Source organism: Neisseria sp. RH3002v2f (assembly GCF_014596375.1).
Lineage (GTDB): Bacteria > Pseudomonadota > Gammaproteobacteria > Burkholderiales > Neisseriaceae > Neisseria > Neisseria cinerea.
The window spans coordinates 160178-186834 of the sequence record NZ_MAYZ01000012.1 but is presented as its reverse complement, the minus strand read 5'-3'; the positions used below and the strand labels follow the sequence as shown (position 1 = coordinate 186834).

At 48.7% G+C, this 26657-nt stretch carries 30 protein-coding genes, 2 tRNA genes and 2 pseudogenes; 10 read left to right on the top strand and 24 right to left on the bottom strand.

The features are described from left to right. Positions 1-38 precede the first annotated feature (38 nt). Complete coding sequence (gene pnp, locus BBW69_RS01690; protein WP_188210186.1) at positions 39-2162, bottom strand: polyribonucleotide nucleotidyltransferase; 2124 nt, start codon at positions 2160-2162, stop codon at positions 39-41. Positions 2163-2395: 233 nt separating this feature from the next. Further along, positions 2396-3259: a phosphoribosylaminoimidazolesuccinocarboxamide synthase gene (locus BBW69_RS01685; RefSeq protein WP_003677544.1), complete on the bottom strand. Its 864-nt coding sequence runs from the start codon at positions 3257-3259 to the stop codon at positions 2396-2398. Between the two features lie 210 nt (positions 3260-3469). On the opposite strand from BBW69_RS01685, the gene rfbD reads away from it, so the two are divergent. Continuing rightward, positions 3470-4333, top strand: coding sequence for a dTDP-4-dehydrorhamnose reductase (rfbD, locus tag BBW69_RS01680; RefSeq protein WP_003677543.1), 864 nt, complete (start codon positions 3470-3472; stop codon positions 4331-4333). A gap of 375 nt (positions 4334-4708) precedes the next feature. On the opposite strand, the gene BBW69_RS01675 is transcribed toward rfbD, so the two are convergent. The 4 genes from BBW69_RS01675 to BBW69_RS01660 all read right to left on the bottom strand — a co-directional run bounded on the left by BBW69_RS01675 (position 4709) and on the right by BBW69_RS01660 (position 6932). After that, positions 4709-4942 (bottom strand): glutaredoxin family protein, encoded by a 234-nt coding sequence (locus BBW69_RS01675; RefSeq protein ID WP_025456684.1) that lies wholly within the window; start codon positions 4940-4942, stop codon positions 4709-4711. Between the two features lie 241 nt (positions 4943-5183). After that, positions 5184-5384: a (2Fe-2S)-binding protein gene (locus BBW69_RS01670; RefSeq protein ID WP_003677538.1), complete on the bottom strand. Its 201-nt coding sequence runs from the start codon at positions 5382-5384 to the stop codon at positions 5184-5186. A 181-nt stretch (positions 5385-5565) separates the two neighbouring features. Then, positions 5566-6441 (bottom strand): site-specific tyrosine recombinase XerD, encoded by an 876-nt coding sequence (gene xerD, locus BBW69_RS01665; protein WP_039854632.1) that lies wholly within the window; start codon positions 6439-6441, stop codon positions 5566-5568. Positions 6442-6494: 53 nt separating this feature from the next. After that, a complete protein-coding gene (locus tag BBW69_RS01660) occupies positions 6495-6932 on the bottom strand; it encodes a peroxiredoxin (RefSeq protein ID WP_003677534.1) in 438 nt (145 codons plus the stop codon). A 303-nt stretch (positions 6933-7235) separates the two neighbouring features. Here BBW69_RS01660 and BBW69_RS01655 point away from each other — a divergent pair, with 303 nt between their 5' ends. The 5 genes from BBW69_RS01655 (at position 7236) to folK (ending at position 10173) form a co-directional block, all read left to right on the top strand. Beyond that, the gene (locus BBW69_RS01655) at positions 7236-8174 is read left to right on the top strand and encodes a serine hydrolase (RefSeq protein WP_107960140.1); all 939 of its coding nucleotides are present in this window, start codon (positions 7236-7238) and stop codon (positions 8172-8174) included. A 133-nt stretch (positions 8175-8307) separates the two neighbouring features. Then, positions 8308-8601 (top strand): RNA chaperone Hfq, encoded by a 294-nt coding sequence (gene hfq, locus BBW69_RS01650; protein ID WP_039854570.1) that lies wholly within the window; start codon positions 8308-8310, stop codon positions 8599-8601. A 74-nt stretch (positions 8602-8675) separates the two neighbouring features. Next, positions 8676-9242: a class I SAM-dependent methyltransferase gene (locus tag BBW69_RS01645; protein ID WP_107960138.1), complete on the top strand. Its 567-nt coding sequence runs from the start codon at positions 8676-8678 to the stop codon at positions 9240-9242. 52 nt (positions 9243-9294) lie between these two features. After that, the gene (locus BBW69_RS01640) at positions 9295-9669 is read left to right on the top strand and encodes a SirB2 family protein (RefSeq protein ID WP_107960136.1); all 375 of its coding nucleotides are present in this window, start codon (positions 9295-9297) and stop codon (positions 9667-9669) included. Between the two features lie 9 nt (positions 9670-9678). Then, positions 9679-10173 (top strand): 2-amino-4-hydroxy-6-hydroxymethyldihydropteridine diphosphokinase, encoded by a 495-nt coding sequence (gene folK / locus BBW69_RS01635; protein WP_188210185.1) that lies wholly within the window; start codon positions 9679-9681, stop codon positions 10171-10173. Between the two features lie 132 nt (positions 10174-10305). Here the strand turns inward: folK and BBW69_RS01630 are convergent, their stop codons facing one another. The 3 genes from BBW69_RS01630 to BBW69_RS01620 form a co-directional block, all read right to left on the bottom strand. After that, entirely contained in the window at positions 10306-10779 is a 474-nt protein-coding gene (locus BBW69_RS01630) for a hypothetical protein (protein WP_107859237.1), read from the bottom strand. 214 nt (positions 10780-10993) lie between these two features. Next, positions 10994-11731 (bottom strand): bifunctional demethylmenaquinone methyltransferase/2-methoxy-6-polyprenyl-1,4-benzoquinol methylase UbiE, encoded by a 738-nt coding sequence (gene ubiE, locus BBW69_RS01625; protein WP_003677520.1) that lies wholly within the window; start codon positions 11729-11731, stop codon positions 10994-10996. A 50-nt stretch (positions 11732-11781) separates the two neighbouring features. After that, positions 11782-12150, bottom strand: coding sequence for a gamma-butyrobetaine hydroxylase-like domain-containing protein (locus BBW69_RS01620; protein WP_188210184.1), 369 nt, complete (start codon positions 12148-12150; stop codon positions 11782-11784). Between the two features lie 119 nt (positions 12151-12269). Between BBW69_RS01620 and mnmC the strand changes: the two genes are divergently transcribed. The 4 genes and pseudogenes from mnmC to BBW69_RS10085 form a co-directional block, all read left to right on the top strand. Next, positions 12270-13889, top strand: a complete 1620-nt coding sequence (mnmC, locus tag BBW69_RS01615; RefSeq protein WP_188210183.1) for an FAD-dependent 5-carboxymethylaminomethyl-2-thiouridine(34) oxidoreductase MnmC — start codon at positions 12270-12272, stop codon at positions 13887-13889. 269 nt (positions 13890-14158) lie between these two features. Next, positions 14159-14701 (top strand): transposase, encoded by a 543-nt coding sequence (locus BBW69_RS10095; RefSeq protein ID WP_223169903.1) that lies wholly within the window; start codon positions 14159-14161, stop codon positions 14699-14701. Further along, a pseudogene (locus BBW69_RS10090) lies at positions 14698-14925 on the top strand (transposase); the annotation flags it as partial. The gene BBW69_RS10095 and the pseudogene BBW69_RS10090, both read left to right, overlap by 4 nt. Before the next feature lie 11 nt (positions 14926-14936). Then, positions 14937-15167 (top strand): annotated as a pseudogene (locus BBW69_RS10085) (transposase); the annotation flags it as partial. Between the two features lie 338 nt (positions 15168-15505). Here BBW69_RS10085 and BBW69_RS01605 read toward each other — a convergent pair. From BBW69_RS01605 to BBW69_RS01535, 15 genes are all read right to left on the bottom strand, one after another. Then, positions 15506-15580, bottom strand: a tRNA-Glu gene (locus BBW69_RS01605). A 17-nt stretch (positions 15581-15597) separates the two neighbouring features. Continuing rightward, a tRNA-Arg gene (locus tag BBW69_RS01600) sits at positions 15598-15674 on the bottom strand. Between the two features lie 126 nt (positions 15675-15800). Continuing rightward, positions 15801-17459, bottom strand: coding sequence for a DNA repair protein RecN (gene recN / locus BBW69_RS01595; protein WP_188210182.1), 1659 nt, complete (start codon positions 17457-17459; stop codon positions 15801-15803). Positions 17460-17640: 181 nt separating this feature from the next. Beyond that, on the bottom strand, positions 17641-18243 hold the full coding sequence (locus BBW69_RS01590) for an SMC-Scp complex subunit ScpB (protein ID WP_188210181.1): 603 nt from the start codon (positions 18241-18243) through the stop codon (positions 17641-17643). Positions 18244-18399: 156 nt separating this feature from the next. Beyond that, the gene (gene ylqF / locus BBW69_RS01585; RefSeq protein ID WP_188210180.1) at positions 18400-19341 is read right to left on the bottom strand and encodes a ribosome biogenesis GTPase YlqF; all 942 of its coding nucleotides are present in this window, start codon (positions 19339-19341) and stop codon (positions 18400-18402) included. Between the two features lie 81 nt (positions 19342-19422). After that, entirely contained in the window at positions 19423-20277 is an 855-nt protein-coding gene (rapZ, locus tag BBW69_RS01580; protein WP_188210179.1) for an RNase adapter RapZ, read from the bottom strand. Next, the gene (gene hprK / locus BBW69_RS01575) at positions 20258-21220 is read right to left on the bottom strand and encodes an HPr(Ser) kinase/phosphatase (RefSeq protein WP_096137338.1); all 963 of its coding nucleotides are present in this window, start codon (positions 21218-21220) and stop codon (positions 20258-20260) included. Before hprK ends, rapZ begins: the two co-directional genes overlap by 20 nt. Position 21221: 1 nt before the next feature. Then, complete coding sequence (ptsN, locus tag BBW69_RS01570) at positions 21222-21671, bottom strand: PTS IIA-like nitrogen regulatory protein PtsN (protein ID WP_003675481.1); 450 nt, start codon at positions 21669-21671, stop codon at positions 21222-21224. A 179-nt stretch (positions 21672-21850) separates the two neighbouring features. Further along, a complete protein-coding gene (ubiA, locus tag BBW69_RS01565; RefSeq protein WP_188210178.1) occupies positions 21851-22747 on the bottom strand; it encodes a 4-hydroxybenzoate octaprenyltransferase in 897 nt (298 codons plus the stop codon). Positions 22748-22776: 29 nt separating this feature from the next. Beyond that, on the bottom strand, positions 22777-23253 hold the full coding sequence (locus BBW69_RS01560) for a chorismate lyase (protein WP_107859245.1): 477 nt from the start codon (positions 23251-23253) through the stop codon (positions 22777-22779). Between the two features lie 14 nt (positions 23254-23267). Next, the gene (gene bioD, locus BBW69_RS01555) at positions 23268-23915 is read right to left on the bottom strand and encodes a dethiobiotin synthase (protein ID WP_107859246.1); all 648 of its coding nucleotides are present in this window, start codon (positions 23913-23915) and stop codon (positions 23268-23270) included. Beyond that, positions 23912-25213 (bottom strand): adenosylmethionine--8-amino-7-oxononanoate transaminase, encoded by a 1302-nt coding sequence (bioA, locus tag BBW69_RS01550; RefSeq protein WP_188210177.1) that lies wholly within the window; start codon positions 25211-25213, stop codon positions 23912-23914. The genes bioD and bioA overlap by 4 nt, the downstream gene beginning before the upstream one ends. A 140-nt stretch (positions 25214-25353) precedes the next feature. Continuing rightward, entirely contained in the window at positions 25354-25842 is a 489-nt protein-coding gene (locus BBW69_RS01545) for an FxsA family protein (RefSeq protein WP_188210176.1), read from the bottom strand. 176 nt (positions 25843-26018) lie between these two features. After that, positions 26019-26327 (bottom strand): hypothetical protein, encoded by a 309-nt coding sequence (locus tag BBW69_RS01540; protein ID WP_188210175.1) that lies wholly within the window; start codon positions 26325-26327, stop codon positions 26019-26021. Next, positions 26311-26613, bottom strand: a complete 303-nt coding sequence (locus BBW69_RS01535) for an integration host factor subunit alpha (protein WP_003675494.1) — start codon at positions 26611-26613, stop codon at positions 26311-26313. Before BBW69_RS01535 ends, BBW69_RS01540 begins: the two co-directional genes overlap by 17 nt. Positions 26614-26657: the final 44 nt, after the last annotated feature.

Below are 26657 nucleotides of genomic sequence, written 5' to 3'. Positions count from 1 at the left end.
TCTGAAACCTGTTCAGACGGCATTTTCATCCCTAAGTATTACTCGGCGGCATTTTCTTCACGGGCAGGAGCTTCAAGCAAAGCTTTGATAGACAGACGTACGCGGCCGCGATCGTCTACTTCCAATGCTTTCACGTTTACAACCTGACCTACTTGCAGGTAATCGCTGACATTGCGTACGCGCTCGTGGGCGATTTGGCTGATGTGTACCAAACCATCTTTGCCCGGCATCACGCTGACAATCGCGCCAACGTTGTTGTCGAGGATTTTAACCACAGTACCTTCGTACACTTTGCCCACTTCCACTTCGGCAGTGATTTCTTCGATGCGTTTTTTCGCTGCATCGCCTGCTTCTTGAGTAGTCGCAGCGATAGTGATGGTACCGTCTTCAGCGATGTTGATTTCAGTACCGGTTTCGGCAGTAATCGAACGAATAGTTTCGCCGCCTTTACCAATCACATCACGGATTTTGTCTTGGTTGATTTTCATGGTGAACAAGCGTGGCGCGTGTGCAGACAACTCTTGTGGGCCTGCAACGGCTGCTTTCATCTGATCCAAGATGTGCAAACGTGCTTCTTTGGCTTGAGCCAAAGCAATTTGCATGATTTCTTTGGTAATACCTTGGATTTTAATGTCCATTTGCAGCGCGGTCACACCTTCGGTTGTACCGGCTACTTTAAAGTCCATATCGCCCAAGTGGTCTTCATCGCCCAAAATGTCGGTCAGAACGGCAAATTTGTTGTTGTCCAAAATCAGGCCCATGGCGATACCGGCAACGTGTGCTTTCAAAGGCACACCGGCAGACAGCAGGCTCAAGCAGCCGCCGCAGACGGAAGCCATAGAGGAAGAGCCGTTGGATTCGGTAATTTCAGAAACCACACGCATGGTGTAGCTGAAATCTTCAGGTTCAGGCAATACGGCCAACAATGCACGTTTAGCCAAGCGGCCGTGACCGATTTCACGACGTTTTGGCGCGCCTACGCGACCCACTTCGCCGGTAGAGTATGGTGGGAAGTTGTAGTGCAGCATGAAGCGGTCGGTGTATTCTCCGGAAAGTGCATCAATGATTTGCTCGTCGCGTGAAGTACCCAAAGTTGCAACCGCCAAAGCTTGGGTTTCGCCACGGGTAAACAGTGCAGAACCGTGAGTGCGCGGCAATACGCCAGTTTGAATGTTCAACGGACGAACAGTGCGGGTGTCGCGACCGTCGATACGCGGTTGACCGTCCAAAATTTGGCTGCGAACAACATCGGCTTCCAAGTGTTTGAAAATACCTTTGATTTCGTTGGCAGCCAAAGTGTCGGTTTCTTCGGTAATCAACGCTTCTTTTACAGCACTCCAAGCTTCGTCCAATTTGGCAGAACGAGCTTGTTTTTGACGGATTTTGAACGCTTCTTTAATGGTTTCGCCGGCAATTTCGCGTACTTTTGCAACCAATTCTTCATTGGTTTCAGGTGCTTTCCAATCCCAAACTTCCGGGTTGACTTCGTCGGCAAACTCATTGATGGCGTTAATAGCCACTTGCATTTGATCGTGACCGTAAACAACTGCGCCCAGCATCACTTCTTCAGACAAGATGTCGGCTTCGGATTCCACCATCAACACGGCTTTAGAAGTACCGGCAACAACCAAGTCCAATTGTGATTTAGCCAATTCGGCTTTAGTCGGGTTCAAAACGTACACGCCGTTTACATAACCCACGCGTGCCGCGCCAATCGGACCGGCAAACGGTACGCCGCTCAACACCAGCGCGGCAGATGCACCCAACATTGCAGGAATGTCAGAATCAATTTCAGGATCAACAGACACGACCATCGCTACGATTTGGATGTCGTGGTAGAAACCTTCAGGGAACAGAGGACGAATCGGACGGTCGATCAGACGGCTGGTCAAGATTTCTTTTTCGCTTTGTTTGCCTTCGCGTTTGAAGAAACCGCCGGGGATTTTACCTGCTGCGTAAGTACGTTCGAGGTAATCGACAGTCAGAGGGAAGAAGTCTTGGCCTTCTTTCACTTCTTTGTTGGTAGTAACGGCAACCAAAACAACAGTGTCGCCCATAGATACTTTAACGGCAGCAGCGGCTTGGCGGGCGATTTCGCCGGTTTCCAAAGTAACGGTTTGATTACCGTATTGGAAGGTCTTAACGTGTTTATTGAACATCATTGTTCCTTTCAAAATACCGCACTGCTAAAACACTAATAATGCACACTAAAATCCGAATGTGCATAGTTAGGGTTTCAGACCGTGCGGCAGGTTATAAACAAGCTTTCAGACGGCCTTTCAGTCGCTGAAAACAACTCTCGATTATAAAGGCAACCATCCTTAAAATCCAGTATTGATACAATAAAAAGGCCGTCTGAAACATATTCTTTTCAGACGGCCTTCAAACTTCAAAATCAATCCTGAGTCAGCAAAGTCAATGCTTCCTGATATTTTTCGACTGTTTTTTGAATCACATCAGCAGGCACTTTAGGCGCAGGCGCTTTTTTGTTCCAACCACTTTGCTCCAGCCAGTCGCGGACAAATTGTTTGTCAAAAGACGGCGGATTGGTACCGACTTTGTATTGGTCTGCAGGCCAAAAACGGCTGGAGTCAGGCGTCAACACTTCGTCCATCAAAGTCAGCGTACCTTCTTCATCCAAACCAAATTCAAACTTGGTATCGCAAATAATAATGCCGCGAGATTTCGCATATTCGGCCGCTTCTGTGTAAAGCTGAATCGCTTTGGTGCGTACTTCCGCCGCCAATTCTTTTCCGATAATGCGTTCGCATTCTTCAAAGCTGATGTTTTCATCATGATCGCCAACTGCGGCTTTGGTCGATGGCGTAAAAATCACTTCAGGTAGTTGTTGCGCCTCCTGCATACCTTCAGGCAGTTGAATACCGCAGACAGAACCGGTTTTTTGATAATCTTTCCAACCGCTGCCTGCCAGATAACCGCGCACAATGGCCTCTACTTTCACCGGAGTGAGTTTTTTAGCCACGACGGCGCGTTTCTCTAAAACTTTGGCTTCGTTTTCAGGCAAAACATCGTAAACCGTATGGCCGGTAAAATGATTAGGCATGATATGAGCCAGTTTTTTAAACCAAAAATTAGAAATCTGCGTCAGAATCTCCCCTTTACCCGGAATCGGATCATCCAAAATTACATCGAATGCAGACAGGCGGTCGGAAGCAACCATCAACATTCGTTTATCGTCAATTTCGTACAAATCACGTACTTTACCGGAGTAGATTTTTACCAAACTGGTTACACTCATTTCACATTACCCTGAAAATGCCTTAGACAATACCGAAACCACACTCAACAATCAGAATCGGATTACGGTATTTTAGCCGAAATCGTCGTAAAACAATACCTTTTCCGCAACAACTGCTCAGAATAATGCCATTACGCCAAGCACCGACAAAATTTTAGCACTATAATGTCAATATCAAATCTATAAATACCTTACAAAAGGAAATGCCTCATGAGAATCCTATTGACCGGCTCAAAAAGCCAACTGGCACGCTGCTTGCGCGACCGTCTTCCCGAAGATTGGGAAACCATTGCAACGGATTCCGCATCTTTAGACATTACCGATGCCGATGCCGTCTTCAATATGGTAAAAAATTTCCAGCCCGATGCCATTGTCAATACGGCGGCTTATACCTCCGTCGACAAAGCTGAAGAAAATGTAACCACGGCATTCGCTGTTAACGCTTCCGCCGTTTACAACCTAGCCTCGGCGGCGCACCGAACCCACGCCCGATTCATCCACATTTCTACTGACTATGTATTCGACGGTCAAGCCAACAAACCTTATTTGGAAAGCGACTTTACCAATCCGCTCAACATATATGGGAAATCCAAGGCTGCCGGCGAACTGCTCGCGCTGTCTGCCAATTCGGAAAGCCTTATCCTGAGAACCTCCTGGCTATTTAGCGAATATGGAGATAACTTTGTCCGAACTATGCTGAACCTTGCCAACGAACGTTCTTCATTACCCGTCGTAAGCAACCAAACCGGCTGCCCAACCTATGCCGGCGACTTAGCTGCCGCCATCATCCGCCTGTTGCAGCAATCATCGCCGGTACGCGGTATTTACCACTTTGCGGGCGGCAAATCCGCCTCTTGGTACGAATTTGCCCGACACATCTTTCAGACGGCATTGCAGCAGGATACCTCTTTTCCCGTTCCCGAACTGAATGCCGTATCGGATGAAGAGTATCCGGATGCTGCTTCCAGGCCGCCGTATAGCATTTTGGACTGCCGCAAAATCGAAAGCGATTTCGGCATCAAACCGTCAGACTGGCAAAAAGCCCTTTCACAAGTTGTTTTAAAACTGCTTTAACCCCCTCTCATTCATACCGTTTCCGCCGCCAAGCTCAGACTTGGCGGTTTTATTATAAAATCCGATGATTACACAAACGCTTATCATCTTTACACAATCATGCCTACACTTTCTTCGAAACATGCTATGATTGCCAGTCAATAACATCTCACAATTAATCTTACTTCTCTCATTGAGTAAACCAATAAATTAGATTCTCTCCCAACCGACAAATAAAATAAAGAAAGGGTTAATATGCAACATCGAAGAAGACTAGCAATTTACCAAGCATTCAAACGTACTGCCTTTAACGGCAAGTCCTCTGTTCCGCAAAAAAGCGAGAACCGTTAATTTAATTTAAAAATGCCGTTTGAAGTCCTGCTTCAGACGGCATTTTTACGATTCGAGAACCTGCCTCAACTTTTTTTCATCCAAATACCAATGGCAAATCTCTTTATCACCCGCCAACAAAACAGGCACCAGCTCATTGTATTTCTCTTCCAAGACGGGATCATCATCCACATCAAGCACATCCAGCCCGAAACCGTATTCATCCTGGAAAGGTTTAAGTTCGTCTCGCATCTTGTGGCATAAACTGCAATATTCGCGAAACATCAGGGTTAGTTTCATCAGCACTTCCTTACCGTTCTGTTTCCACACTCCACAAGCTTCAGGATAGCGGAATCATGGTTTATTATTTAAAAAAGCGATACCTTTAAAGAAAAATACCCGAATCCGTACCTTGACCGTACCGACCCGACACAGGCATATCAAATACTGCCAATCCGTGCAGTAGGATTGTAAAACATCCTTAATAAAGAAAATAGCAAAATGCCGTCTGAACTGTTCAGACGGCATTTTTAAAACCGTTTTATGCTTGAACGCTAATACCTGCCGTAACCGTCGGTTGCGCGTTATGTGCCGTCAAAAACGAAGCAGCAAGCTCCCCGCAGCAGCCGCAACAGGTTGCCACGCCCAACTGCGATTGCAAATCACCCATTGTGGTCGCGCCTGCGGCAATAGTTTCTTTGATTTGATGGTCGGTAACGGCATTGCAGATACAGACAAACATTTTATACTCCGTGTGTTCTCAAACTATCATACTGATAGCGGCTTTTATTATCGTACGCAAATATAAATAAAAACAGTTCGTATTGCAAGGTTAAGATACTCGGTTCTCTTGGTATTTTTTTATCGCATTTCTATTTTCGATTGGTTTTTTATTAATCTGAAGCAGATGAGGGAACAGAGCCTCAATTTCGGGAATGATGTTCCTTAACCACGCTATGTAGCCGCACATTGGCAACATGGGTATAAATCTGAGTCGTGTTCAAATCGGCATGTCCCAACATATCCTGAACCACACGCAAATCCAATCCGTGCTGCACCAAGTGTGTGGCGAAAGCATGGCGCAGGCTGTGCGGGCTGATGTGTTCGATACCTGCCTGACTTGCATATTCTTTCACTATCATCCATGCCAGCTGTCGGGAAATGCCAGTTTTTTTCTGACTGACGAACAATGCATCGCAAGACCTTCCCTTTAACAGCAACGGGCGCGCCTCCTTGTAGTAACGTTCCACCCAATATACGGACTCCCGCCCCATCGGCACTATCCTTTGCTTGTTACCCTTGCCCAAGGTAGTGATACACCCCCTGTCCAAATCCAGATTGCCAAAACTCAGCCTGACCGCTTCGCTAACACGCAAGCCGGTTGCATACATTAATTCAAGCAATGCCTTATCCCGCAAACCGTGCGGAGTATCCGTATCCGGTGCGGAAAGCAGTCGGGAAATCTGCTGCTCGGTAATCAGGGTCGGAATATTCTTGTCGATTTTGGGCGGTTTCAGCAAACGGGTGGGATTGTCCGTCCTCATGCCTTCACGCTCCATCCATATATACAGGCGTTTGCATGCTGATAATGCACGGGCCTGGGAGCTTCGTTCCTCACCGGCAACATAAACCGCCGCTGCCAAATCCGATTCGTCCGCATCCCTCAGGGTTTGGCCGCACAAAGACAACCGGCGGGCAATTTTTTCCAAATCCCGCCGGTAGCTCTCCAAGGTATTCCGACTAAGCCGCCGATCCAGCCACAAGGTTTCAAGCAGTCTATCAATCAAATCTTCTTCCATATTATTCCAAACAAATGCCGTCTGAAACAGGTTAGGAAGCGAAACCCGCATAATCAGGAAAGCGTTTCCAGCACTTCCTGCGCATGACCCGCCACCTTGACCTTCCTCCATTCATGGACGATTTCACCGTCCTTATTCAGAACAAACGTACTGCGCTCGATACCGAACGACTCTTTCCCATACAGCTTCTTCAATTTGATGACATCAAACAGGCGGCATACTGTTTCATCCTTGTCACTCAACAGTTCGAACCGGAAACCCTGTTTTTCGCAAAAGTTCTGATGCGCCTTCACCCCGTCTCGCGAAATGCCGACCACGGTATAACCCAAGTCGCCGAACTGCGCCAATCGCGCATTAAAATCTAGCCCCTCCGTCGTACAGCCGGGCGTACTGTCTTTCGGATAAAAATACACAACCAAAGGCAGATGTTCTGCCGAATGGAAATCCGCACCGCTGCTTGAAGGCAGGGTAAATTCATATTTCAAACCCATTATCCGCACTCCCAATATTTCAACGATTAAAACAATGCATCAGCACACACCTGTGCATTAGTTTGATATCTAAGCAAACCCCGATTCTACCGCCTCGAGACGCATAGATTCAACCGACGACCTCTGTTTCAAATCAAACCGCCGAAATTAAATCACAATAAATATTTTTAATAAAAACAATATGTTATTAATGAAAACAATCTTACATTACCGATACAAGCAACCTACTTCCCCGACAACATACTTTACATATATCTGTTTTTTCAACAAAATAACGTCAACATTCAATAAATGGAATCAAAAATGTCCGTCCGCATCTTAAAACATCTGCCTTCGTCTCTGCTACTCGGTTTATGCCTGTCCCTGCCTTCGGCATATCTCTTTGCCGAAGACGATATTTTAGGACAATTTTTGGAACATAACCTGTTCACATCCTCCGACCCGATAGAAATATTTGCAGAAAGTCCGATACACCCCACCAATACCCAAACCATTACAGGCGGGCTGATTCTTTCCTCCCAATCCGCACTGGTTGTCAATAATAAAACGGGACAAATACTATATCAGAAAAATGCCGACAGAATCATGCCCATCGCCTCCATCTCCAAACTCATGAGCGCAATGGTCGTTTTAGATGCAAATCTAAATATGGATGAAATCGTTACCATTACACCAGACGAAATCGACCGCATCAAAGGAACAGGCAGCCGCCTTGCCATCGGCACATCCCTTACTCGGAAAGAGCTGCTTCACTTAAGCCTGATGAGCAGCGAAAACCGGGCCACCCACGCGCTGGGGAGGACCTACCCCGGCGGCATGGGCGCATTTGTCGCCGCAATGAACCGTAAAGCACAAAGCCTGGGTATGTACAGCAGCCGATTTTACGAACCGACGGGCCTCAACTACCAAAACGTTTCCACAGCCAAAGACCTAAGCCTTATGGTCAACGCCGCCGTACAATATCCCCAGATACGTATCAACTCGACTTCCAACCACGCTGCCGTACAAACGAAAAACGGACAGCAAAACTATAAAAATTCCAATGCCTTGGTTAGGGAAGGCATGTGGAACATCGAGCTGCAGAAAACAGGCTATATACGCGAGGCGGGTAGGTCTATGGTCGTCAGGGCCAATATTCAAAACCAACCGGTTACCATCATATTGTTAAATTCGCCTACATCCGCCACTCGGGTCAACGACGCACGCAAAATCGAATCATGGATGCTGCAGCAACGTTCTTAATGTATGCAAACAATTAGCGTAGAAATCCGTTTCAAGCACAAAAAAATTGGTAATTTTTCCTATTAAAGGCTACAATTCTACAAATACAGGGCATTTGCCCGATTTCACAATCATAATAGCGGAGTTAAAAAATATGACAGCTAAAGGACAAATGTTGCAAGATCCCTTCCTGAACGCATTGCGTAAAGAGCATGTTCCGGTTTCGATTTACTTAGTTAACGGTATCAAATTGCAAGGTCAGGTTGAGTCTTTCGATCAATACGTTGTTCTCCTGAGAAACACTTCCGTAACCCAAATGGTTTACAAACACGCCATTTCCACCATCGTACCGGCACGCTCTGTCAACCTTCAACACGAAAACAGACCCCAAACCGCACCTGCATCAGCCCTCGTCCAAGTGGAAACCGTCCAACAATCTGCTGAATAATCCGCACAAATCAATATATTCCAATACCTTACCGGCATCGGTAAGGTATTTTTATTTTCTGACAGCATTTAAAAATGTTATTGCAAAACATCATTCCATTCGCCCATTACCTTTTACAGCAAACACTGCCCGAAGGTGGGAACGCCTTGGACGGCACAGCCGGCAACGGACATGACACCCTTTTTCTTGCACAAACAGCAGGCATTCTGGGAAAAGTGTGGGCATTCGATATCCAACCGCAAGCCCTGACCCTCACACAATGCCGCCTAAAAGAAGCGGGATACGAGAATGTGCAACTCATCTTAGACGGACACGAAAACCTGAAACAATATGTTTCAGAACCGCTAAATGCCGCCATTTTCAACTTTGGCTGGCTGCCCGGCGGAGACAAAAGCCTTACCACCCATACGGAAACCAGCATTCCCGCCCTTTGCGCAACCCTCTCCCTGCTGAAGGAAGGCGGTATGCTTATTGCCGTCCTCTATCCGGGACACGAAAACGGCAAACAGGAGGCAGAAGCAATCGAACAATGGGCAAAAGAGCTGCCCCAAGAACAATTTGCCGTTTTACGTTACGGTTTTATCAACCGGAAGAATAGCCCACCCTATCTTTTGGCATTTGAAAAACTGCGTCAAAAATAACCGTTTGCGGTAAAATAGCCAATCCCAACCCTTATTTTGATAAGAGCCGACCATGCAGTACCTAATTGTAAAATACAGCCATCAAATCTTCGTTACCATCACCATTTTGGTATTCAACATCCGTTTTTTCCTACTTTGGAAAAATCCAGAAAAGCCCTTGGCCGGCTTTTGGAAAGCACTGCCCCACCTCAACGACACCATGCTGCTGTTCACCGGATTGTGGTTGATGAAAATTACCCATTTCTCCCCATTCAACGCACCATGGCTCGGTACAAAAATTCTGCTCCTGCTCGCCTATATCGCATTAGGTATGATTATGATGCGTGCCCGACCCCGTTCGACCAAATTCTATGCCGTTTATCTGCTTGCCATGTGTTGCGTCGCCTGTATCATTTACCTTGCAAAAACCAAAGTCCTGCCATTCTGAAACACTGCCATGAACAACAGACATTTTGCCATCATCGCCTTAGGCAGCAACCTTGACAACCCCGTACAACAAATACGCAGTGCATTGGACGCACTGTCGTCCCATCCCGATATTCAGCTGCAGAAAACCTCATCCCTATATACTACCGTCCCCGTCGGCTATGACGACCAACCTGACTTTGTCAATGCCGTCTGCGCCGTATCCACCGACATGGACGGTATCTCACTGCTCTCCGTACTCAACCGTATCGAAGCTGATTTCGGACGAAACCGCAGTTTTAGAAATGCGCCGCGCACATTAGATCTCGATATCATCGACTTTGACGGCATATTCAGCGACGATCCCCATCTTACCCTACCGCATCCGCGCGCCCACGAACGCAGTTTTGTCATGCGCCCTTTGGCAGAAATCCTCCCTGATTTTGTCCTAGGCAAACACGGAAAAGCCGCCGAATTGTCCGGAAAGCTTGGCGATCAAGGTATCCGCCTCCTGACGGATAAATAATTCGATATATGCAAATGCCGTCTAAGTTTTTTCAGACGGCATTTTTATCCTACCGCCGATCTGTACGCAAAAAAAATCGCCCCTTGACAAAGGGGCGCAAAAGGAACACAAACCACTACCAAAACTTTAAATCTACAACATTGCCTGCCGCATACTGTATCCGACAGGATATAAAGCTCTCACTAAATCATTTTGAGAAATCCAAACTTCTTCATCACCGACAGAAAATCTGCCTTTCTCCGGCACCAGCTCTAACAAAAACGGTTGAACCGCCGTATGCAGCTTGTCTTTACACCGCTCCATCTTTCTGGATAGCGCAGACAAGGCACGCTTATATACACTATCCTTGCGGTCAAGTTCCCGAGCACTGCCAACCCAGCTCAAACGCAAGCTGCGGCTTTCATCTTCAATCAGCAAAATCCCTGTTTTAACTTCTCCTACCTCAGGCTCGCACGAAAGCGAAATATAATATTTACCGTCAATATTGACATATGCCGCTTCATGTACCTGACAGTTGCAACCCGAGGTTGCGAGCAGGGAATGAACAGAATCACGATGCAGCCTCAAAATATCGAGGGAAATCTGTTTAAAAATACTTTCCGGCATTTTTCCCTCCTTTTGTCTGCTGTGTTATTTACTGGATTGACTGCATTATACAGACATCTTTATATTTTGCAAATGATAATTGTTCCTATTTTTTAGAAAGTTTATAACTTTATGATAATAAAATGAATTAATTTTTTAAATTAATTACCTAGTCCTTGAAAATACTAAAATGCCGTCTGAAAACCATTCAGACGGCATTATCGAGGGAACCGTTTTAGAATTTAACGCCTTTATGCAGGGCCACAATCCCCGCACTCATATTATGATAGTCCACACTGTCAAATCCGGCATCCAGCATCATTTGCTTTAAAGTTTCCTGATCAGGATGCATGCGGATGGATTCGGCAAGATACTGGTAACTCTCCGCATCTTTCGCAATCAGCCTGCCCATCACCGGCAACAGCTTGAAAGAATAAAAATCGTATGCGCCTTCGAGCGGTTTGTGGATTTTGGAAAACTCCAATACCAGCAATGTTCCGCCAGGTTTCAAAACACGGTACATCTCTTTCAGCGCGGTATCCTTATGCGTCATATTCCGCAAACCGAACGCCACGGAAACCAAATTAAAATAATTGTCAGGGAAAGGCAGTTTTTCCGCATCGGCAAGCGATACAGGAAGAATCATGCCTTCGTTCAAAAGCCGGTCGCGCCCGACGGTCAGCATGGAAGAATTAATATCGGTCAGCCAAACTTCGCCCTCTTTGCCGACGCGTTTTGCCCACCCTCGGGACAAATCACCCGTACCGCCCGCGATATCCAGTACCTTGTCCCCTTTTTTCAAGTATGCCGTATTGATGGTAAAGTGTTTCCACACACGGTGCAGACCTGCCGACATAACATCGTTCATAATGTCGTAGTTTTTTGCAACCGAATGGAAGACTTCCGCCACTTTGCCGGCTTTCTCATCTTCATTTACCGTACTGAATCCGAAATGCGTTTTCTGTTCGCCCATTTTCTGACCACCTCTCTGATACCGATACTGTCCGTCGGAATCCCGACCCTTTAAGAACCCTGTTTCCCTGCAAAACGGGATGCACCTGCCGCCGCCAACCTGTCCAGATATTTTTGCCACATGGCATCACGTCCGTATGCCAGCCCGTGCAGATAGTCCCAATCGTAAAGCCCGCTGTCGTGTCCGTCCGAAAAACTGATTTTCAGCGCGTACTGACCGACAGGCTGTAAATCCGTAATTTGCACATCCGCCTTACCGGTCTGCAAAACATCCTGTCCCACACCGTGTCCGCGCACTTCCGCACTCGGAGAATGCACACGTAAAAATTCGGCGGACAACTCCTTAGGTTCGTCCCCATAAGTCAAAACCAACACGGTACGGTTTTTCAACAACCGGATTTCAACAGGAATATTATTCAAAAAACACCTCGATTCGGCATACAATATCCGGCAGGCGCATGCGTGCCTTTAAACGGCAGGTATTTTAACAGCTTTATCCCGATACCGATATTCAAACCCACATTTCAGACGGCATTGATATGGACAATCTCGCATGGAACGGCATTCCCGACATCCGCACACTTTACAATATTATCGACAAACGCGCGCAACCGCTCAACCTGATTATCTGCCTACCCGATTATAAGATTCCCGATTTTCAAACCGCACAAGATGCTTCGGACGGAGAATGCCGTCTGAAACACCGTTTAGAACAAGCACTGCAGTGCCTACAATTCAACAGCATCAATCTGATCGAACACATCCTGCCCGATGTCCGTTTCTGGCTGGTTCCACCTTCACGCACCAACCGCCTGCATGAACATTTCCAACATATTTCATGGCAGTCTGAAGCGGCCGCACAAGCAGAAAACACACCCGACAAACCTTGGTTTGCACATCCGTACACGTCCGAACGGCAAAAACCGAAACACATCCTCGTCATCGGTGCAGGCATATCCGGAGCGGCAACCGCCTACATACTGGCAGAATACGGCATATCCGTTACCGTATTGGACGCAGGCAAAGCCGCATCAGCCGCCAGCGGAAACCGTCAAGGGCTGCTTTATGCCAAAATCTCGCCACACGATACCGAACAAACCGAACTTTTGCTCACCGGCTACGGTTACACCAAACGCCTGCTCGAACACATCCTGCCCGACTCCGACACATGGGGCGGAAACGGCATCATCCACCTCAATTACAACCAAGACGAATACCGTCGCAATCACGAATTGGGGTTACAAAAACACCATGTACACCTCTACCGCAGCATCACGTCTGCAGAAGCCGAAAAAATCGCCGGCATCCCCCTCAGCGCCCCCTACACCGAACCATCATGCGGTCTCTTCTGGCAGCACGGCGTATGGCTCAATCCGCCCGCATTCGTCCACGCCCTCCTCAACCATCCGCTCATTAGACTACACGAAAACACACCGTTAACCGACATTTCCCACGACGGGGAAAAGTGGATTGCAAGCACGCCAAACGGCATATTTTCCGCCACACACATCGTCTATTGCACCGGCGCACACAGCTCCTACCTGCCTGAAACCAACCTTTCTTCCCTACCCTTCAGGCAAATACGCGGACAAACCGGCCTCACACCATCCACCCCATTTTCCGAACAACTGCGTTGCGCCGTTTCAGGCGAGAGTTACATCAGCCCGTCGTGGCACGGACTGCACTGCTACGGTGCAAGTTTTATTCCCAACAGCAGCCATACCGGATGGAACGAAGCCGAAGAAGCCTCAAACCGCCAAGCATTGGCACATCTTGAGCCCTCCCTTGCCGAATCATTGTTTACTACCAACCCAAACCCTCAAAAATACCAAGGGCACGCCGCCATGCGCTGCGACAGCCCCGACCATCTGCCCATCGTCGGCGCACTCGGCGACATTGCCGCCATGCAACAAACTTACGCCAAACTTGCACTGGACAAAAACTACCGCATCGACGCCCCATGCCCATATCTGCCTAATGCCTACGCCAACACCGCGCACGGCACCCGCGGACTCGCCACCGCCCCCATATGCGCCGCCGCCATTGCAGCCGAAATCCTAGGCTTGCCCCATCCCCTCTCAAAACGCCTGCGCCACGCCCTACACCCCAACCGTACTGTTATCCGAGCCATCATCAGAAGGCAAAACATGACTCCTTAAGCCTTTGCCGCATTCTCTTTGAAACTCTAGGCTAATATTCATATCTTAGATAAGGTCTCAATGCTGCGACACATACACAACCTAAAACTTTTATCACTTTCCCACACCGAAATTTCTATAACCATGTAAAAAGATTTTAAAAAATTAGTGAGTATGCGAAAAATCAGTCAATACAATAGCAGTAATATTTTCCCTTAACCGACAAGCATATTAAATGAGACCTTTGCAAAATCCACTAAAATCCCACCCGGACATTTAGGGGATTTTCCATGAGCACCTTCTTCCAGCAAACCGCACAAGCCATGATTGCCAAACACATCGACCGCTTTTCACTATTGAAGTTGGATCAGGTGATTGATTGGCAGCCGATCGAACAGTACCTGAATCGTCAAAGAACCCGTTACCTCCGAGACCACCGCGGCCGTCCCGCCTATCCCCTGTTGTCCATGTTCAAAGCCGTCCTGCTCGGACAATGGCACAGCCTCTCCGATCCCGAACTCGAACATAGCCTCATCACCCGCATCGACTTCAACCTGTTTTGCCGTTTTGACGAACTGAGCATTCCCGATTACAGCACCTTATGCCGTTACCGTAACTGGCTGGCGCAAGACGACACCCTGTCCGAATTGCTGGAACTGATTAACCGCCAACTGACCGAAAAAAACCTAAAAATAGAGAAGGCATCCGCCATCGTCATTGACGCCACCATTATTCAGACCGCTGGCAGCAAACAGCGTCAGGCCATAGAAGTCGATGAAGAAGGACAAGTCAGCAGCCAAACCACACCGAGCAAAGATAAAGATGCCCGTTGAACAAAGAAAAACGGCTTCTACAAACTCGGTTACAAACAACATACCGTACCGATGAGGAAGGCTATATCGAGAAACTGCACATCACTCCCGCCAATACCCATGAGTGCAACCACCTGTTGCCTTTGCTGGAAGGAATAGCCAAAGACACAACCGTCTATGCCGATAAAGGCTACGACAGTGCGAAAAACCGGCAACATCGGAAAGACCATCAGTTGTTAGACGGCATTATGCGCAAAGCCCACCGCAACCGTCCGCTGACGGAAACACGCAGACGAAGCGCAACCGATATTTGTCGAAGACCCGTTATGTGGTCGAACAAAGCTTCGGTACGCTACACCGTAAATTCCGCTACGCCCGGGCAGCCTATTTTGGTCTGTGTAAAGTGAGTGCGCAAAGCCATCTGAAGGCGATGTGTTTGAATCTGTTGAAGGCCGCTAACAGGCTAAGTGTGCCTGCTGCTGCCTAAAAGGCGGCCCGGATGCCTGATTATGGGGCGTCCGGGGAGGATTAAGGGGGTATTTGGGTAAAATCAGGAGGTATTAGGGGCGAAAACAGCCGAAAACCTGTGTTTGGGTTTCGGCTGCTTGGGGGGAAGGGCTTTTTTGCAAAGGTCTCTAAATGTCCCAACCATAGACCTACTTTCATTCTAGTATCTATGCCAATACATTTAACATGCTATAACGCCAAAACCCAACGATAAATTGATAAAATAGAATATATACTAGGTAATCATACGAAAGAATATATCCGTATATAAAAACGGAAATTGAAAATGCCTCCGATATAATCGGAGGCATTTTGAATTGGCACGCCCACGGGGAATCGAACCCCGGTTACCGCCGTGAAAGGGCGATGTCCTAACCGCTAGACGATGGGCGCATATTATATTTTCTTACTGGCGCACCCGGAGCGATTCGAACGCCCGACCCTCTGGTTCGTAGCCAGATACTCTATCCAACTGAGCTACGGGTGCAGCACAATCACTTGTTTAAGTGATTTATAGAGTCGAAATATTACAGATATATTCGTATCTTGTCTACTTTTTTAGTGCCTCATAGCAGACATTCTATGTAACATAATGATTTCAAAACCAACTATTTTATGATGCAAGCTGAAGTAATTCAGCCGCATGTAGGCGTGTCGTTTCGGTAATTACTTCCCCACCCAGCATACGGGCAATTTCCTCAATCCGTTGTCCCTCATCCAACACGCTGATTTCACTGACGGTTTGCTCGCCTTCACTATGTTTCCGTACCTGCCAATGATTTTCTCCGCAGGATGCGACTTGAGGAAGGTGGGTAACGGCAAGCACCTGATGTTTTTTACCCAAAGTGCGTAACGCCTTACCGACCATTTCGGCTACTCCGCCGCCGATGCCGGTGTCTACTTCGTCAAAAATCAGCGTTGGGATTTCCGTGTATTGGCTGGTAACAACCTGTAAAGCCAGACTGATGCGGGCAAGTTCGCCGCCGGATGCGACTTTGTTCAGCGGACGGGGGGGATTACCTTTGTTAGCGGCAACTTGAAACTGTACTTGCTCCAAGCCGTGCGCCGTCGGGGAAGACGGCAGTAGGGCAATGTCAAAACGCGCACCTTTCATGGCAAGATGCTGCATATTTTCTGTCGTCTCTTCACTAAGCCTGCCGGCAGCCTGATGGCGCATAGCGGAAAGAATGTGGGCGGCTTCCTGATATTCGGCAAGGTTGCGGGCAACGGTTTGCGTCAATGTTTCCAAATCGGCGGCAGCTTGCAGGCTTTGCATGCGCTCTTCGATTTCAGCCAGCTTTTGTGGCAATTCTTCAGGTTCGACACGGTATTTCCGCGCCATTCCCATCAGCTCGCCCATGCGCTGCTCCTGAGCCGCCAATTCATTGGGATTGATGTCGCTGCGTCCGGCCACATCGCGCATATTGGCACTGATTTCGCCCAATTCAGCTTCGATGCTTGCCAACATATTCAGGCTCTCTGCAAAACGCGGCTCGATGTTTTGCAAATTGGTCAATAGCTTTTGACATTGATAAATATGCCGTTGGATGCCGTTATCACCATCAATCTTATCTCCGACTTCTTCTGCAGCCTGCAACAGCTCGGCAGAATGGGCAAGACTATCATGGCTTTGGCTGAGGGCTTCCCATTCGCCTTCTTTTACGTCTAACTGGCTCAATTCATTGAATTGCCACTCCAAACGTTCACGCTCGATAATGATGGTCTCGGCGTGTTCCTGCGCCTCTTGCAGTGTTTTTTTAGCATTGACCCAGTTTTGATACAGCTGTCTGACGGTTTCCGCCTGCTCTTTGCTGCCTGCAAATGCATCTAGAAGATTCCGTTGAGCGGCTTCCTGATTAAGCGAATGATGGGCATTTTGTCCATGGATATCGATAAGCTGACTGCCCACGGATTTGAGTTGCGCCAAGGTAGCTGCCTGATTGTTGATAAAGCTTCGGCTTTTGCCTTTGGCATCGATAATGCGGCGGATGCTAAGTTCTTCTTCGCCGTCATCTAATAGCCCTTGATCATGCAATTCTTCTTTTAAAAGAGGCAAATGGGAAATATCAAATAGTGCTGACAGTTGAGCCTCTTTTGCACCATGGCGTACTTGGCTGTAATCTGCCTTATCGCCCAACAGTAAGCCGATTGCGTCCAAGGTAATGGATTTACCCGCACCCGTCTCGCCGGTCAATACAGTAAACCCGCTTTGAAAATCAAGATTCAGATTTTCAACAATAACAAAATCTCGCAAAGAAAGTGTTAGAAGCATCGTGAGGATTCCTTAGTAATTCGACCAACAAAAGAAATATCAGCTTTAGATATCCGAATTATAACTAAGATTTTTTAAATTATAAATAAGTTTTTTCTTATTTTCAGATGGAGTTTATTTTATCTGCTTATTTGTTGAAATGCCGTCTGAAGCAATATGCATTTCAGACGGCATCCTGATTTCAATTGAGCAACATATCGGATGGTGCGGTTTCCGATTCTTCTTCATCAGCAGGGGGCATTTCCATTAAATCGGGCAAAACCAATTCGCCTAGTTCTGTCAACGGAGGCAGTTCTTCCAAGCTGTTCAAACTCAAATCACTGAGGAACGTTGCTGTTGTCGCCCACAATGCTGGTTTGCCAAGCGTATCACGATGTCCGATTACCTCAATCCACCCCCGATCCTGCAAGGTCTGCATCACATTCTGCGACACCGCTACGCCGCGTATACCCTCGATATCGCCACGCGTTACCGGCTGCTGGTAGGCGATAATCGCCAGTGTTTCCATCACAGCCCTGGAGTAGCGCGGCGCACGCTGTTCTTGGAGGCTGCCCAGCCGCTCGAATGCTGCCTGTACAATCTGAAAACGCCAACCCTCGTGCGTATGTACCAGTTGCAGCGCCCTGCCCTGCCAACGCGTTTTTAACTGCGCCAACACGTCGATTAATTTGTCCTGCGACAGCGGAGGTACACACAATTCTCGCATGGTTTTTTCGTTTAAGGGTTCGGCTTGGGTCAAAAGCGCAGCTTCAATCAGCGCGTCAGGAGAGAGTTTTTCATTCATAACATCAAGATTCAATTGTTTTAATATTGGTCAGTCTGCCTTAGATAAAGATTCTTTTCAGTTTTATATGTTGGTTTTTAATTTTAAAAACGGGTCATCTGAACAATCTATCTGAAGTTTCAGACGACCTTTCTAAAGATAGTGAAACCTCTCACCCTACTCGTCCGCAGGCTTCTGCCCTTTACGCTCTGCTTTTCTGGCTTCGCGAATGGCTTTTAGTTCGGCTTCTTTCTGACGGGCTTTTTTGAGCCATGTTTCCCATTGGTTCGGCGTTTCAAGGGTGATTCTGCCGATTTTGCCTTCGCGGAAGTCGGTGAGGATGTTTTCGGCGGCTTTTTGGTAGTTGATCCGTCCGCCACTGAGGACTGCGCCGCGTTTTTTGGCTATCCATTCGAGCCATGAGTTATCGTCCCAGTGGCTGCTGGGGTCTTTGTCGGCTTGGTAGCGTTCTTGCAACATGGGGAGGTAATGGCGGCGGAGATAGTCTAAGAGTTCGAGGGCGACTTCTTCTTCGTCCAGCGCATTGCGTCCGACTGCGCCGCCGGCGGCGAGGTTGTAGCCGCCTTCTTCGACGATGATTTTCGGCCACAGCATTCCGGGGGTGTCGTAGAGCCAGAAGTCATCGGCGAGGAAAAGGCGTTGTTCGGCTTTGGTGATGCCGGGTTCGTTGCCGGTTTTAGCGGATTTTTTGCCTATCATGCCGTTAATGAGGGTGGACTTGCCAACGTTGGGAATGCCGCAGATGAGGACGCGCAAGGGTTTGTCTATGCCTTGACGGTGGGGAATCATGGCACGGCAGGCTTGGATGATTTTGCCGTGTGCGCCTGTTTCGGAGGAATCGAGGGCGATGGCGCGGGTATCTGGGCGGCTGTTGTAGTGTTCGAGCCAGATTTTGGTGCGCTCGGGGTCGGCAAGGTCTTGTTTGTTGAGGATTTTAAGTTTGGGTTTACCTTTGGAAAGCTGGACAAGCAGGGGGTTTTCGCTAGAGGCGGGCATTCGCGCATCCAGCATTTCAATCACCATGTCTACGCTTTTGGCGCGCTCGGCGATGGCTTTTTTTGCTTTGTTCATGTGGCCGGGAAACCATTGGATTGCCATATCTTTCCTTTCTTCTCAATATTTTAAATGCCGTCTGAAACAAAAAAGCGGGGTTTCAGACGGCATAATTGTTTAACGGGATTAACAGCTCGGCAGGTTTTGCGCCTGTCGGTGTCGTATCAGCAACTCGTAACGCCCCTGCAGCCTTCCGGCAAGCTCTTCGACAACATAGACGGAACGGTGCTGTCCCCCCGTGCAACCGATGGCGACGGTAACGTAGCTCCTGCTTTCATCCTCCAAACGCGGCAGCCAATGCGTAACAAACCTTTCGATGTCGTCAACCATTTCCTGCACAAGCGGCTGTCCGTCCAAATAATCCCTGACCGGTTGGTCCGTACCGGTAAACGCCCTCAGTTCAAGATCGTAATACGGGTTGGGCAGGCTGCGCATATCAAACATAAAATCCGCGTTGTTCGGTACGCCGTATTTAAATCCGAACGACTCCAAAATCACCAGCAGCCCGGTACGTTCGACCTTCAGCCACTGCCGCACGGCTTGGCGAAGCTGTTGGGCATTCATTTGGGAAGTATCGATACAATAGGCGATTTCTTTAAGCGGGAAAAGCCATTCCCGTTCTTTCTTTAAGCTTTCCAACAGAGTCATATCCTGATTACTCAGAGGGTGGCCTCGCCTGGTTTCGGAAAACCGGCGGACCAACACGCTTTCTTCCGCCTCAACAAACAAAACTTCAACCCTGTGCCCCAGTCCGCGCAAGTAGGCAATCTGTTCCCGCGCCTGTCCGATGTCTATGCCGGAACGTACATCGACACTGACGGCCAATTCGCTTTCGTCGGCACGCTCGATATGATACGACACCAGCGACGGGAGCATTTCCAAAGGCAAATTGTCTACGCAAAAATAACCCGAATCTTCCATCTGCCTGAGGGCGACGGATTTACCCGAACCGGACAGGCCGCTAATCAGGACTATTTTCATTGTATTGCTCGTTTTCTTTAAGCTGCGTCTGATGACGCTCCAAAAATTCGCGCGTACTGTCTTTGCCGCGCAACTGGAGAATATAATTGCGCACCGCCGCTTCAACCAATACGGCAAGGTTGCGTCCGACCGCTACAGGCAGCGTAACCGAACGGATGTTAACATTAAGGATAGACTCGGTCTCCGTACGTATGCTCAGACGATCGAGTTGCTTCATGTACTCATCGTCTGCTGCGGCAAGGTTGATAATCAGCTGCAGCACTTTCTTCGGGCGTATAGACGTCTCACCAAAAATATGGCGGATATTGAGTATCCCTAGGCCGCGAACCTCCAAAAAATCACGCAGCATAGGTGGACAGCGACCTTCCAGCGTTTCCGGTCCGATACGGAACAGCTCAACCGCATCGTCGGCAATCAGGCTGTGTCCGCGCGAAATCAGCTCCAACGCCAATTCGCTCTTACCCAAACCGGAATGCCCCGTAATTAGTACGCCAACCTCGAATACATCGAGAAATACGCCGTGTTTGATGGCTGAGGCCGCCAGGGTACGTTGCAGGTAAATCCGCAACACATCCATGAGATACGGGCTTTCAAGCTTGGAAGTCAGCAAGGGGATATCGTTTTTATGGCAATAGTCGCGCAAGCTGGGAGAAACCGGTAAGCCGTTTGCCACGATAACCAAAGACATGGAAATATCGAACAGGTCTCCGAACCGATAGCAGACTTCACCCGATTCGAGACGGTTCAGATACTCCGATTCCGCCAAACCGACCACTTGGATTTGGTTGGGATGGATAAAATTCAAGTGGCCGACCAAAGCGAGGACGGGTTTGTCCGCCTCTACGCCGATACGGTTGTCCGCACCCGAATTACCGGCAACCCATGCAAGCTGCAGCTTGTATTGGTTGTCGGAAAAGAGGCGGCGGACGGAAATACTGGGCATATTACTCTTCAGTCAGGATGGCGCGGACTTCTTCCGCAGAGGAAACAGTCATCAGTGATTCCCTGATGCTTTTTTGAGAAAACTTGCCGGCCAATTTGGATAAAACCTCCAAATGCTCGCCCGTCGCATTTTCCGGAACCAGCAAAATAAAAACCAGGGAAACCGGCTTGCCGTCGGGCGCGTCAAATCCGATGGGCTCGCGGATGCGGATAAAGGCACCGGTTGCCTGACTGACGCCGGCATAACGGCCATGAGGGATGGCAACGCCCTGCCCCAAACCGGTCGAACCGAGTTTTTCACGTGCAAAAAGACATTCGAAAACATCAGCATGAGACAATGAGGATTCTTGCTCCAAAAGCAGGCCGGCCTCCTCAAACAGTCTTTTCTTACTGCCCACTTCCATATCCAAAACAATATGGGACAAAGGCAAAATCTCGCCGATAAGGCTCATAAGCTTCTCTTTTCAGACATCGTAAAACAGAAGAATTGTACCGACTGTCAGGGTAAACCTCAATCCCACATACGGTACGGACTGACATAACACTACGTTTTCAAAACATATTTTAACAGTTTTCGGCATGAATAAACCTGTCGTCCGATGTATTTTCCCGATGTTCAGACGGCATGATTCTATTGGTGGGCCATCAAGAATGTGTGTGCAAAAATAGCAAGAAACCAGAGCTGACCGATGCGGTTGTTGGCGAGAAAGGTTTGGAAACAAACCTGCCGATTGCGGTTCTTAATGGCTCTGTATTGAAGAGATTGCAGCCATACAGTGACGGGTACCGCCGCCCAATACGCCCATGTCACCCCGATTTCAATACCCAGCGCGACCATCAGCAGGGTAAAGCCTCCATGACACAACATGGCGGCGGCAATATCGTAACGCCCGAACGTGACGGCTGACGTTTTAATGCCAATTTTCAAATCGTCTTCTTTGTCCGCCATTGCATAAACCGTGTCATACGCCAGAGTCCATAACACATTGGCGGCAAAGAGTATCCACGCTTGAGGCGGCACGTTTCCGGCAACGGCAGCAAACGCCATCGGGATACCGAAGGAAAAGGCAAGTCCGAGATAAAATTGGGGAATCGGAAAAAAACGTTTGGTAAACGGGTAAGTCAGCGCAAGAAACAAGGCAGGCAGGCTCATCAGCCATGTCAGATGATTCAGCGGAATCAGGCACAATGCGGCAAGCAGGCACAAAAATGCCGTCAGCAGCAGTGCTTCTTTTTTTCCGACCCGGCCCTGTGCGAACGGACGGTTTTTAGTGCGCTCGACAGCCCCGTCAAAATCGCGGTCGGCAAAATCGTTGATGACGCAACCGGCACTGCGCATTAAAAACGTACCGATTGTAAACGCCGCCAATACCGTCCAATCCGGAATGCCGTCTGAAGCCAACCACAATGCCCAGTAGGTCGGCCACAGCAAAAGCAGCGTCCCAATGGGCTTGTCCGCCCTCATCAGTCTGATATAAACGTCCAAACGATCGGACAGTCGTAAAAATAAAGGGGATTTAAGATTCATATTGCCGCACAGCTTGAAAAAACGGTATTTTATCCGATAAAGCGTTTCAGTTCGGGCAGAAAATACTCGGTCAGCAGCATTTCCTCGCCGTGATGGGAAAACCGCGAACGCCGAGCGGCAAAGTACCGCCCGCATCCTTCGCGGTAAACGGCAAACTCAAACGCCGAACGCGCCCCTTCCAAATCAGCTTGAAACAGACGCTCGCCCAAAGGGCGCGTGCCGCAGTCCAAAATGTTTTGCCAAAACGCCGAACCTATCCGGCACTCGCTCCTTGCTGCGACAACAGGGATACCGTCCAGCTTCAACAAAACTTCACGCACCAGCCTACCTCCGCATTCCGTCTCCAATTCGCCCAGTTTCAGCAGTTCCACCGAAAATATATGCGGCAAGGCACGCAATGCGGCCGTCAGCGACCGGGCTTTCAATAACCGGCTCATCGGCAGGCTGATGCCGTCTGAAACGGAGGCAGGCAAGTCGGGCAGCCATTTCCCAAATAGGTGTTCCATATCTTTCCTAATATTTATACCGCGTCTGTTTTATCCAACTCCAACCATTCGGCCTCAGGGAAACTGTCTTTCAGACGGCATTGCAGATAGTTCAGGCTGTCTTGCGCAACGCATTCGTCAGAACTGTCATGAATATGGTTGAATACGAGGCTGTGCAAGCGAATGCCGTATTGTTTGAGCGCGGCGAAACTGAGCAGGGTGTGGTTGATGCTGCCGAGCCGCCCGCTGGTGACGAGGATGACGGGATAAGCCTGTTCTTGAATATAATCAATGGTTAACAGCTTTTCCGTCAGCGGAACCATCAATCCGCCTGCGCCTTCGACCAAGACGATTTCGTATCGTGCTGCCAGTTGCTGCGTGGCGGTACGGATTTTGTCCAAGTCCAAAGCCCTGCCGTCCAGACGGGCGGCGAGGTGGGGCGAAGCAGGGTAACTGAAGATTTCGGGCATAGTCAGCCGCTGTTTGTCCGCTTCCTGCATGGGTATGCCCATAATTTTGCGGTGGGCGGCGATGTCGTCGGCGATGTTTTTGCAACCGGTTTGCACAGGCTTTTGCGTAATCACGCTTTTGCCCTGCTGCAACAATTGTTTTGCCAACATACCGGTGGCGACAGTTTTGCCGATGTCCGTGTCTATACCGCTGACGAAGTAAACGCCTTTCATTTGCTGTGTTCCTTCAAGATTTGTACGGTTTTGTCGGCAAGTTCGGTCAAGAGGCCGTCTGAAATGATGTAAGGCGGCATGAGGTACACCAGCCTGCCGAAGGGGCGCACCCAAATGCCCTGCGCCACGCAATCCGCTTGAAAACGCGCCATATCCACACCTTTTTCCAACTCTATCACGCCAATAGCACCCAAAACGCGCACGTCTTTCACGCCGCGAATGTCCCATGCGGCTTTCAAACGATCTTTTAAGATGCTTTCAATGCGGCAGATATTTACCTGCCAATCTTGAGACAAAAGCAGCTTGACCGAAGCGCAGGCCACGGCACACGCCAGCGGGTTCGCCATAAACGTCGGTCCGTGCATAAACACGCCCGCTTCGCCGCGCGAAATCGTTTCGGTGACTTTTTGCGAAGTGATTGCCGCCGCCAGCGTCATATAGCCGCCGCTCAAGCCCTTGCCGATACACATAATATCCGGCACGACGTCCGCGTGTTCGCAGGCAAACATCTTGCCCGTGCGCCCGAATCCGGTGGCGATTTCATCGAAAATCAACACGATATCAAATTCGTCGCACAAATCGCGTAATCCGCGAAGATACTGCGGATGATAAAAATACATGCCGCCCGCGCCCTGCACGACCGGTTCCAAAATAAAGGCGGCAATATCCGCATGATGCGCTTCAAACAAGGCACGGACAGGCTGCAAATCCGCCTCGTCCCATTCATCGTCGAAACGGCTTTTCGGATTATCGACAAAATAACGCTGCGGCAACGCGCTGCCGAAAATATGGTGCATTCCCGTTTCCGGATCGCAGACGGACATCGCGTTCCAAGTATCGCCGTGATACCCGCGCCGCACCGTCGCAATATTCTGCTTCGCCGTCAGACCCCGCGCCTGCTGGTATTGCACCGCCATTTTCAGCGCAACTTCCACCGAAACCGAACCTGAATCCGCATAAAAAATACGGTCCAGCCCCTGCGGCAAAATCCCGACCAATAATTTGCCCAGTTCCACCGCAGGCTCATGCGTCAAACCGCCAAACATCACATGCGACATTTGTTTAATCTGCGTCTCAACCGCCTGATTCAAAACAGGATGATTGTAACCGTGTATCGCACACCACCAAGACGACATCCCGTCAATCAGCCGCGTGCCGTCCGCCAATTCGATATGCACGCCCTCCGCACGGCGTACCGGATAAACAGGTAACGGGTCGGTCATGGACGTATAGGGATGGAGCAGGTGGGTGCGGTCAAAATCACGCAAAGATACCGGTTTTTCCTGTTCAGACGGCATAAAGTTTCTCTCTTTTCTTATTGCTGCATTCAAGCGTGGAAATTCGTATTCTACTCCCTCAAACCCACTCCTCCCTACTCCTGCATCATTTTATTTTCAATACGGTAAAATGCCGTCTGAATCTTCAGACGGCATTCGGTTTATATTGACTCATCCCTTTTATGTTCGATAGCATTTCGGTGTTTATCACCGTCAGGTTCAGCAACCGTATACTCACCTTCGATAATGTCATCATCGTAGGGAGTATCCTTTTTAGCACCCGATTGGTTCATATTAAAAAAATGCTCAGACCCGACAGGCTGCAATACGGCAGCACCTTTAAACGGCAACAGCAACAGCAAAGCCAATACGGAAGATACAAATCCCGGGCTTATCAGACAGACCGCAGCCATCGTATAACGGATGGGCCACAACATCTGATAAACAGACACTTTTCCCCCGCTCCTCATTGCGGCTCCCGCCAATAAAATACCGGACATCCCCGTATGTCTGAGCATCAGCACACCGACAACAAAACCCGTAACCATCAGAAACAATGCCCAGCCACCACCCAGCCAATCGGCAACCCACACAATCGACATAATCTCCAAAAACAGCAATACTAAAAAACCGATACCGAAAAATCTCATTAACCATCATCCTTTTGATATTTGAATAACCGAAAAAACCGTTTACCTGGAACGCGCAACTACCGTCTTCCCGCAAACGATACCATATGCTTTCGGCAAGGAAACGTGAAATCACGCAAAAATTATTCTCACCATGCAAAAATAAAACCGGCTGCATATCTGCAACCGGTTTCAAATCAGCCCAGTTCCTTATCCAAATCAGCCAACAGCTCTTTCAGGCTGTCTCTGATTTCCTGAACCGTAACCTGAGGATCACCATCCGAACCGGACTCCCCATCAGCCGAATACGGAGCAAACGTACTTCGCAGTTTCAACAGTTTGACCACATCCAAACGGGTATAGTGTTCGCCGCCGTAACCTACGACTACGCCGTGATCGTGCTGCCAACGTGCAAATCCTTCGGGTTCGATTTGCAACAGCCTGCACAACTCATCCAGCATAAAATAACGTTTTGCAGGAATCGTCAAATCAACGTTGTTTGTCATAGTAATGTTCCACCATGCCTTTAAGTTTCTGGCTGGCATGGAAAGTGACTACGCGGCGGGCGGTAATCGGTACTTCTTCGCCGGTTTTTGGATTACGGCCGGGGCGTTGCGGTTTGTCGCGCAACTGAAAATTACCGAAACCGGAAATTTTGATTTCTTCGCCGCGAGCCAAAGTACTGCGGATTTCTTCAAAAAAGAGTTCGACGATTTCTTTGGCATCGTTTTTGGTTACATTGCTGACTTTATCTACCAAAATATCGGCCAATTCGGCTTTAGTTAATGTCATATTATTACCTTCTGTTGTAACAGGTGTAGATTATTACCAATTTC

Excerpts from the sequence above, each read along its gene's own strand:
- mnmC (WP_188210183.1), top strand. The coding sequence starts at position 12,270 with ATGGACAATCTCGCATGGAACGGCATTCCCGACATCCGCACACTTTAC.
- hfq (WP_039854570.1), top strand. The coding sequence starts at position 8,308 with ATGACAGCTAAAGGACAAATGTTGCAAGATCCCTTCCTGAACGCATTG.
- BBW69_RS01630 (WP_107859237.1), bottom strand. The coding sequence starts at position 10,779 with ATGCCGGAAAGTATTTTTAAACAGATTTCCCTCGATATTTTGAGGCTG.
- ylqF (WP_188210180.1), bottom strand. The coding sequence starts at position 19,341 with ATGGCAATCCAATGGTTTCCCGGCCACATGAACAAAGCAAAAAAAGCC.
- rapZ (WP_188210179.1), bottom strand. The coding sequence starts at position 20,277 with ATGAAAATAGTCCTGATTAGCGGCCTGTCCGGTTCGGGTAAATCCGTC.
- hprK (WP_096137338.1), bottom strand. The coding sequence starts at position 21,220 with ATGCCCAGTATTTCCGTCCGCCGCCTCTTTTCCGACAACCAATACAAG.
- rfbD (WP_003677543.1), top strand. The coding sequence starts at position 3,470 with ATGAGAATCCTATTGACCGGCTCAAAAAGCCAACTGGCACGCTGCTTG.
- recN (WP_188210182.1), bottom strand. The coding sequence starts at position 17,459 with ATGCTTCTAACACTTTCTTTGCGAGATTTTGTTATTGTTGAAAATCTG.
- ubiA (WP_188210178.1), bottom strand. The coding sequence starts at position 22,747 with ATGAATCTTAAATCCCCTTTATTTTTACGACTGTCCGATCGTTTGGAC.
- ubiE (WP_003677520.1), bottom strand. The coding sequence starts at position 11,731 with ATGGGCGAACAGAAAACGCATTTCGGATTCAGTACGGTAAATGAAGAT.
- BBW69_RS01685 (WP_003677544.1), bottom strand. The coding sequence starts at position 3,259 with ATGAGTGTAACCAGTTTGGTAAAAATCTACTCCGGTAAAGTACGTGAT.
- BBW69_RS01545 (WP_188210176.1), bottom strand. The coding sequence starts at position 25,842 with ATGAGATTTTTCGGTATCGGTTTTTTAGTATTGCTGTTTTTGGAGATT.
- BBW69_RS01590 (WP_188210181.1), bottom strand. The coding sequence starts at position 18,243 with ATGAATGAAAAACTCTCTCCTGACGCGCTGATTGAAGCTGCGCTTTTG.
- BBW69_RS01640 (WP_107960136.1), top strand. The coding sequence starts at position 9,295 with ATGCAGTACCTAATTGTAAAATACAGCCATCAAATCTTCGTTACCATC.
- xerD (WP_039854632.1), bottom strand. The coding sequence starts at position 6,441 with ATGGAAGAAGATTTGATTGATAGACTGCTTGAAACCTTGTGGCTGGAT.
- folK (WP_188210185.1), top strand. The coding sequence starts at position 9,679 with ATGAACAACAGACATTTTGCCATCATCGCCTTAGGCAGCAACCTTGAC.
- BBW69_RS01655 (WP_107960140.1), top strand. The coding sequence starts at position 7,236 with ATGTCCGTCCGCATCTTAAAACATCTGCCTTCGTCTCTGCTACTCGGT.
- bioD (WP_107859246.1), bottom strand. The coding sequence starts at position 23,915 with ATGAAAGGCGTTTACTTCGTCAGCGGTATAGACACGGACATCGGCAAA.
- BBW69_RS01560 (WP_107859245.1), bottom strand. The coding sequence starts at position 23,253 with ATGGAACACCTATTTGGGAAATGGCTGCCCGACTTGCCTGCCTCCGTT.
- BBW69_RS01675 (WP_025456684.1), bottom strand. The coding sequence starts at position 4,942 with ATGAAACTAACCCTGATGTTTCGCGAATATTGCAGTTTATGCCACAAG.
- pnp (WP_188210186.1), bottom strand. The coding sequence starts at position 2,162 with ATGATGTTCAATAAACACGTTAAGACCTTCCAATACGGTAATCAAACC.
- BBW69_RS01645 (WP_107960138.1), top strand. The coding sequence starts at position 8,676 with ATGTTATTGCAAAACATCATTCCATTCGCCCATTACCTTTTACAGCAA.
- bioA (WP_188210177.1), bottom strand. The coding sequence starts at position 25,213 with ATGCCGTCTGAACAGGAAAAACCGGTATCTTTGCGTGATTTTGACCGC.
- BBW69_RS01540 (WP_188210175.1), bottom strand. The coding sequence starts at position 26,327 with ATGACAAACAACGTTGATTTGACGATTCCTGCAAAACGTTATTTTATG.
- BBW69_RS01535 (WP_003675494.1), bottom strand. The coding sequence starts at position 26,613 with ATGACATTAACTAAAGCCGAATTGGCCGATATTTTGGTAGATAAAGTC.
- BBW69_RS10095 (WP_223169903.1), top strand. The coding sequence starts at position 14,159 with ATGAGCACCTTCTTCCAGCAAACCGCACAAGCCATGATTGCCAAACAC.
- BBW69_RS01670 (WP_003677538.1), bottom strand. The coding sequence starts at position 5,384 with ATGTTTGTCTGTATCTGCAATGCCGTTACCGACCATCAAATCAAAGAA.
- BBW69_RS01660 (WP_003677534.1), bottom strand. The coding sequence starts at position 6,932 with ATGGGTTTGAAATATGAATTTACCCTGCCTTCAAGCAGCGGTGCGGAT.
- ptsN (WP_003675481.1), bottom strand. The coding sequence starts at position 21,671 with ATGAGCCTTATCGGCGAGATTTTGCCTTTGTCCCATATTGTTTTGGAT.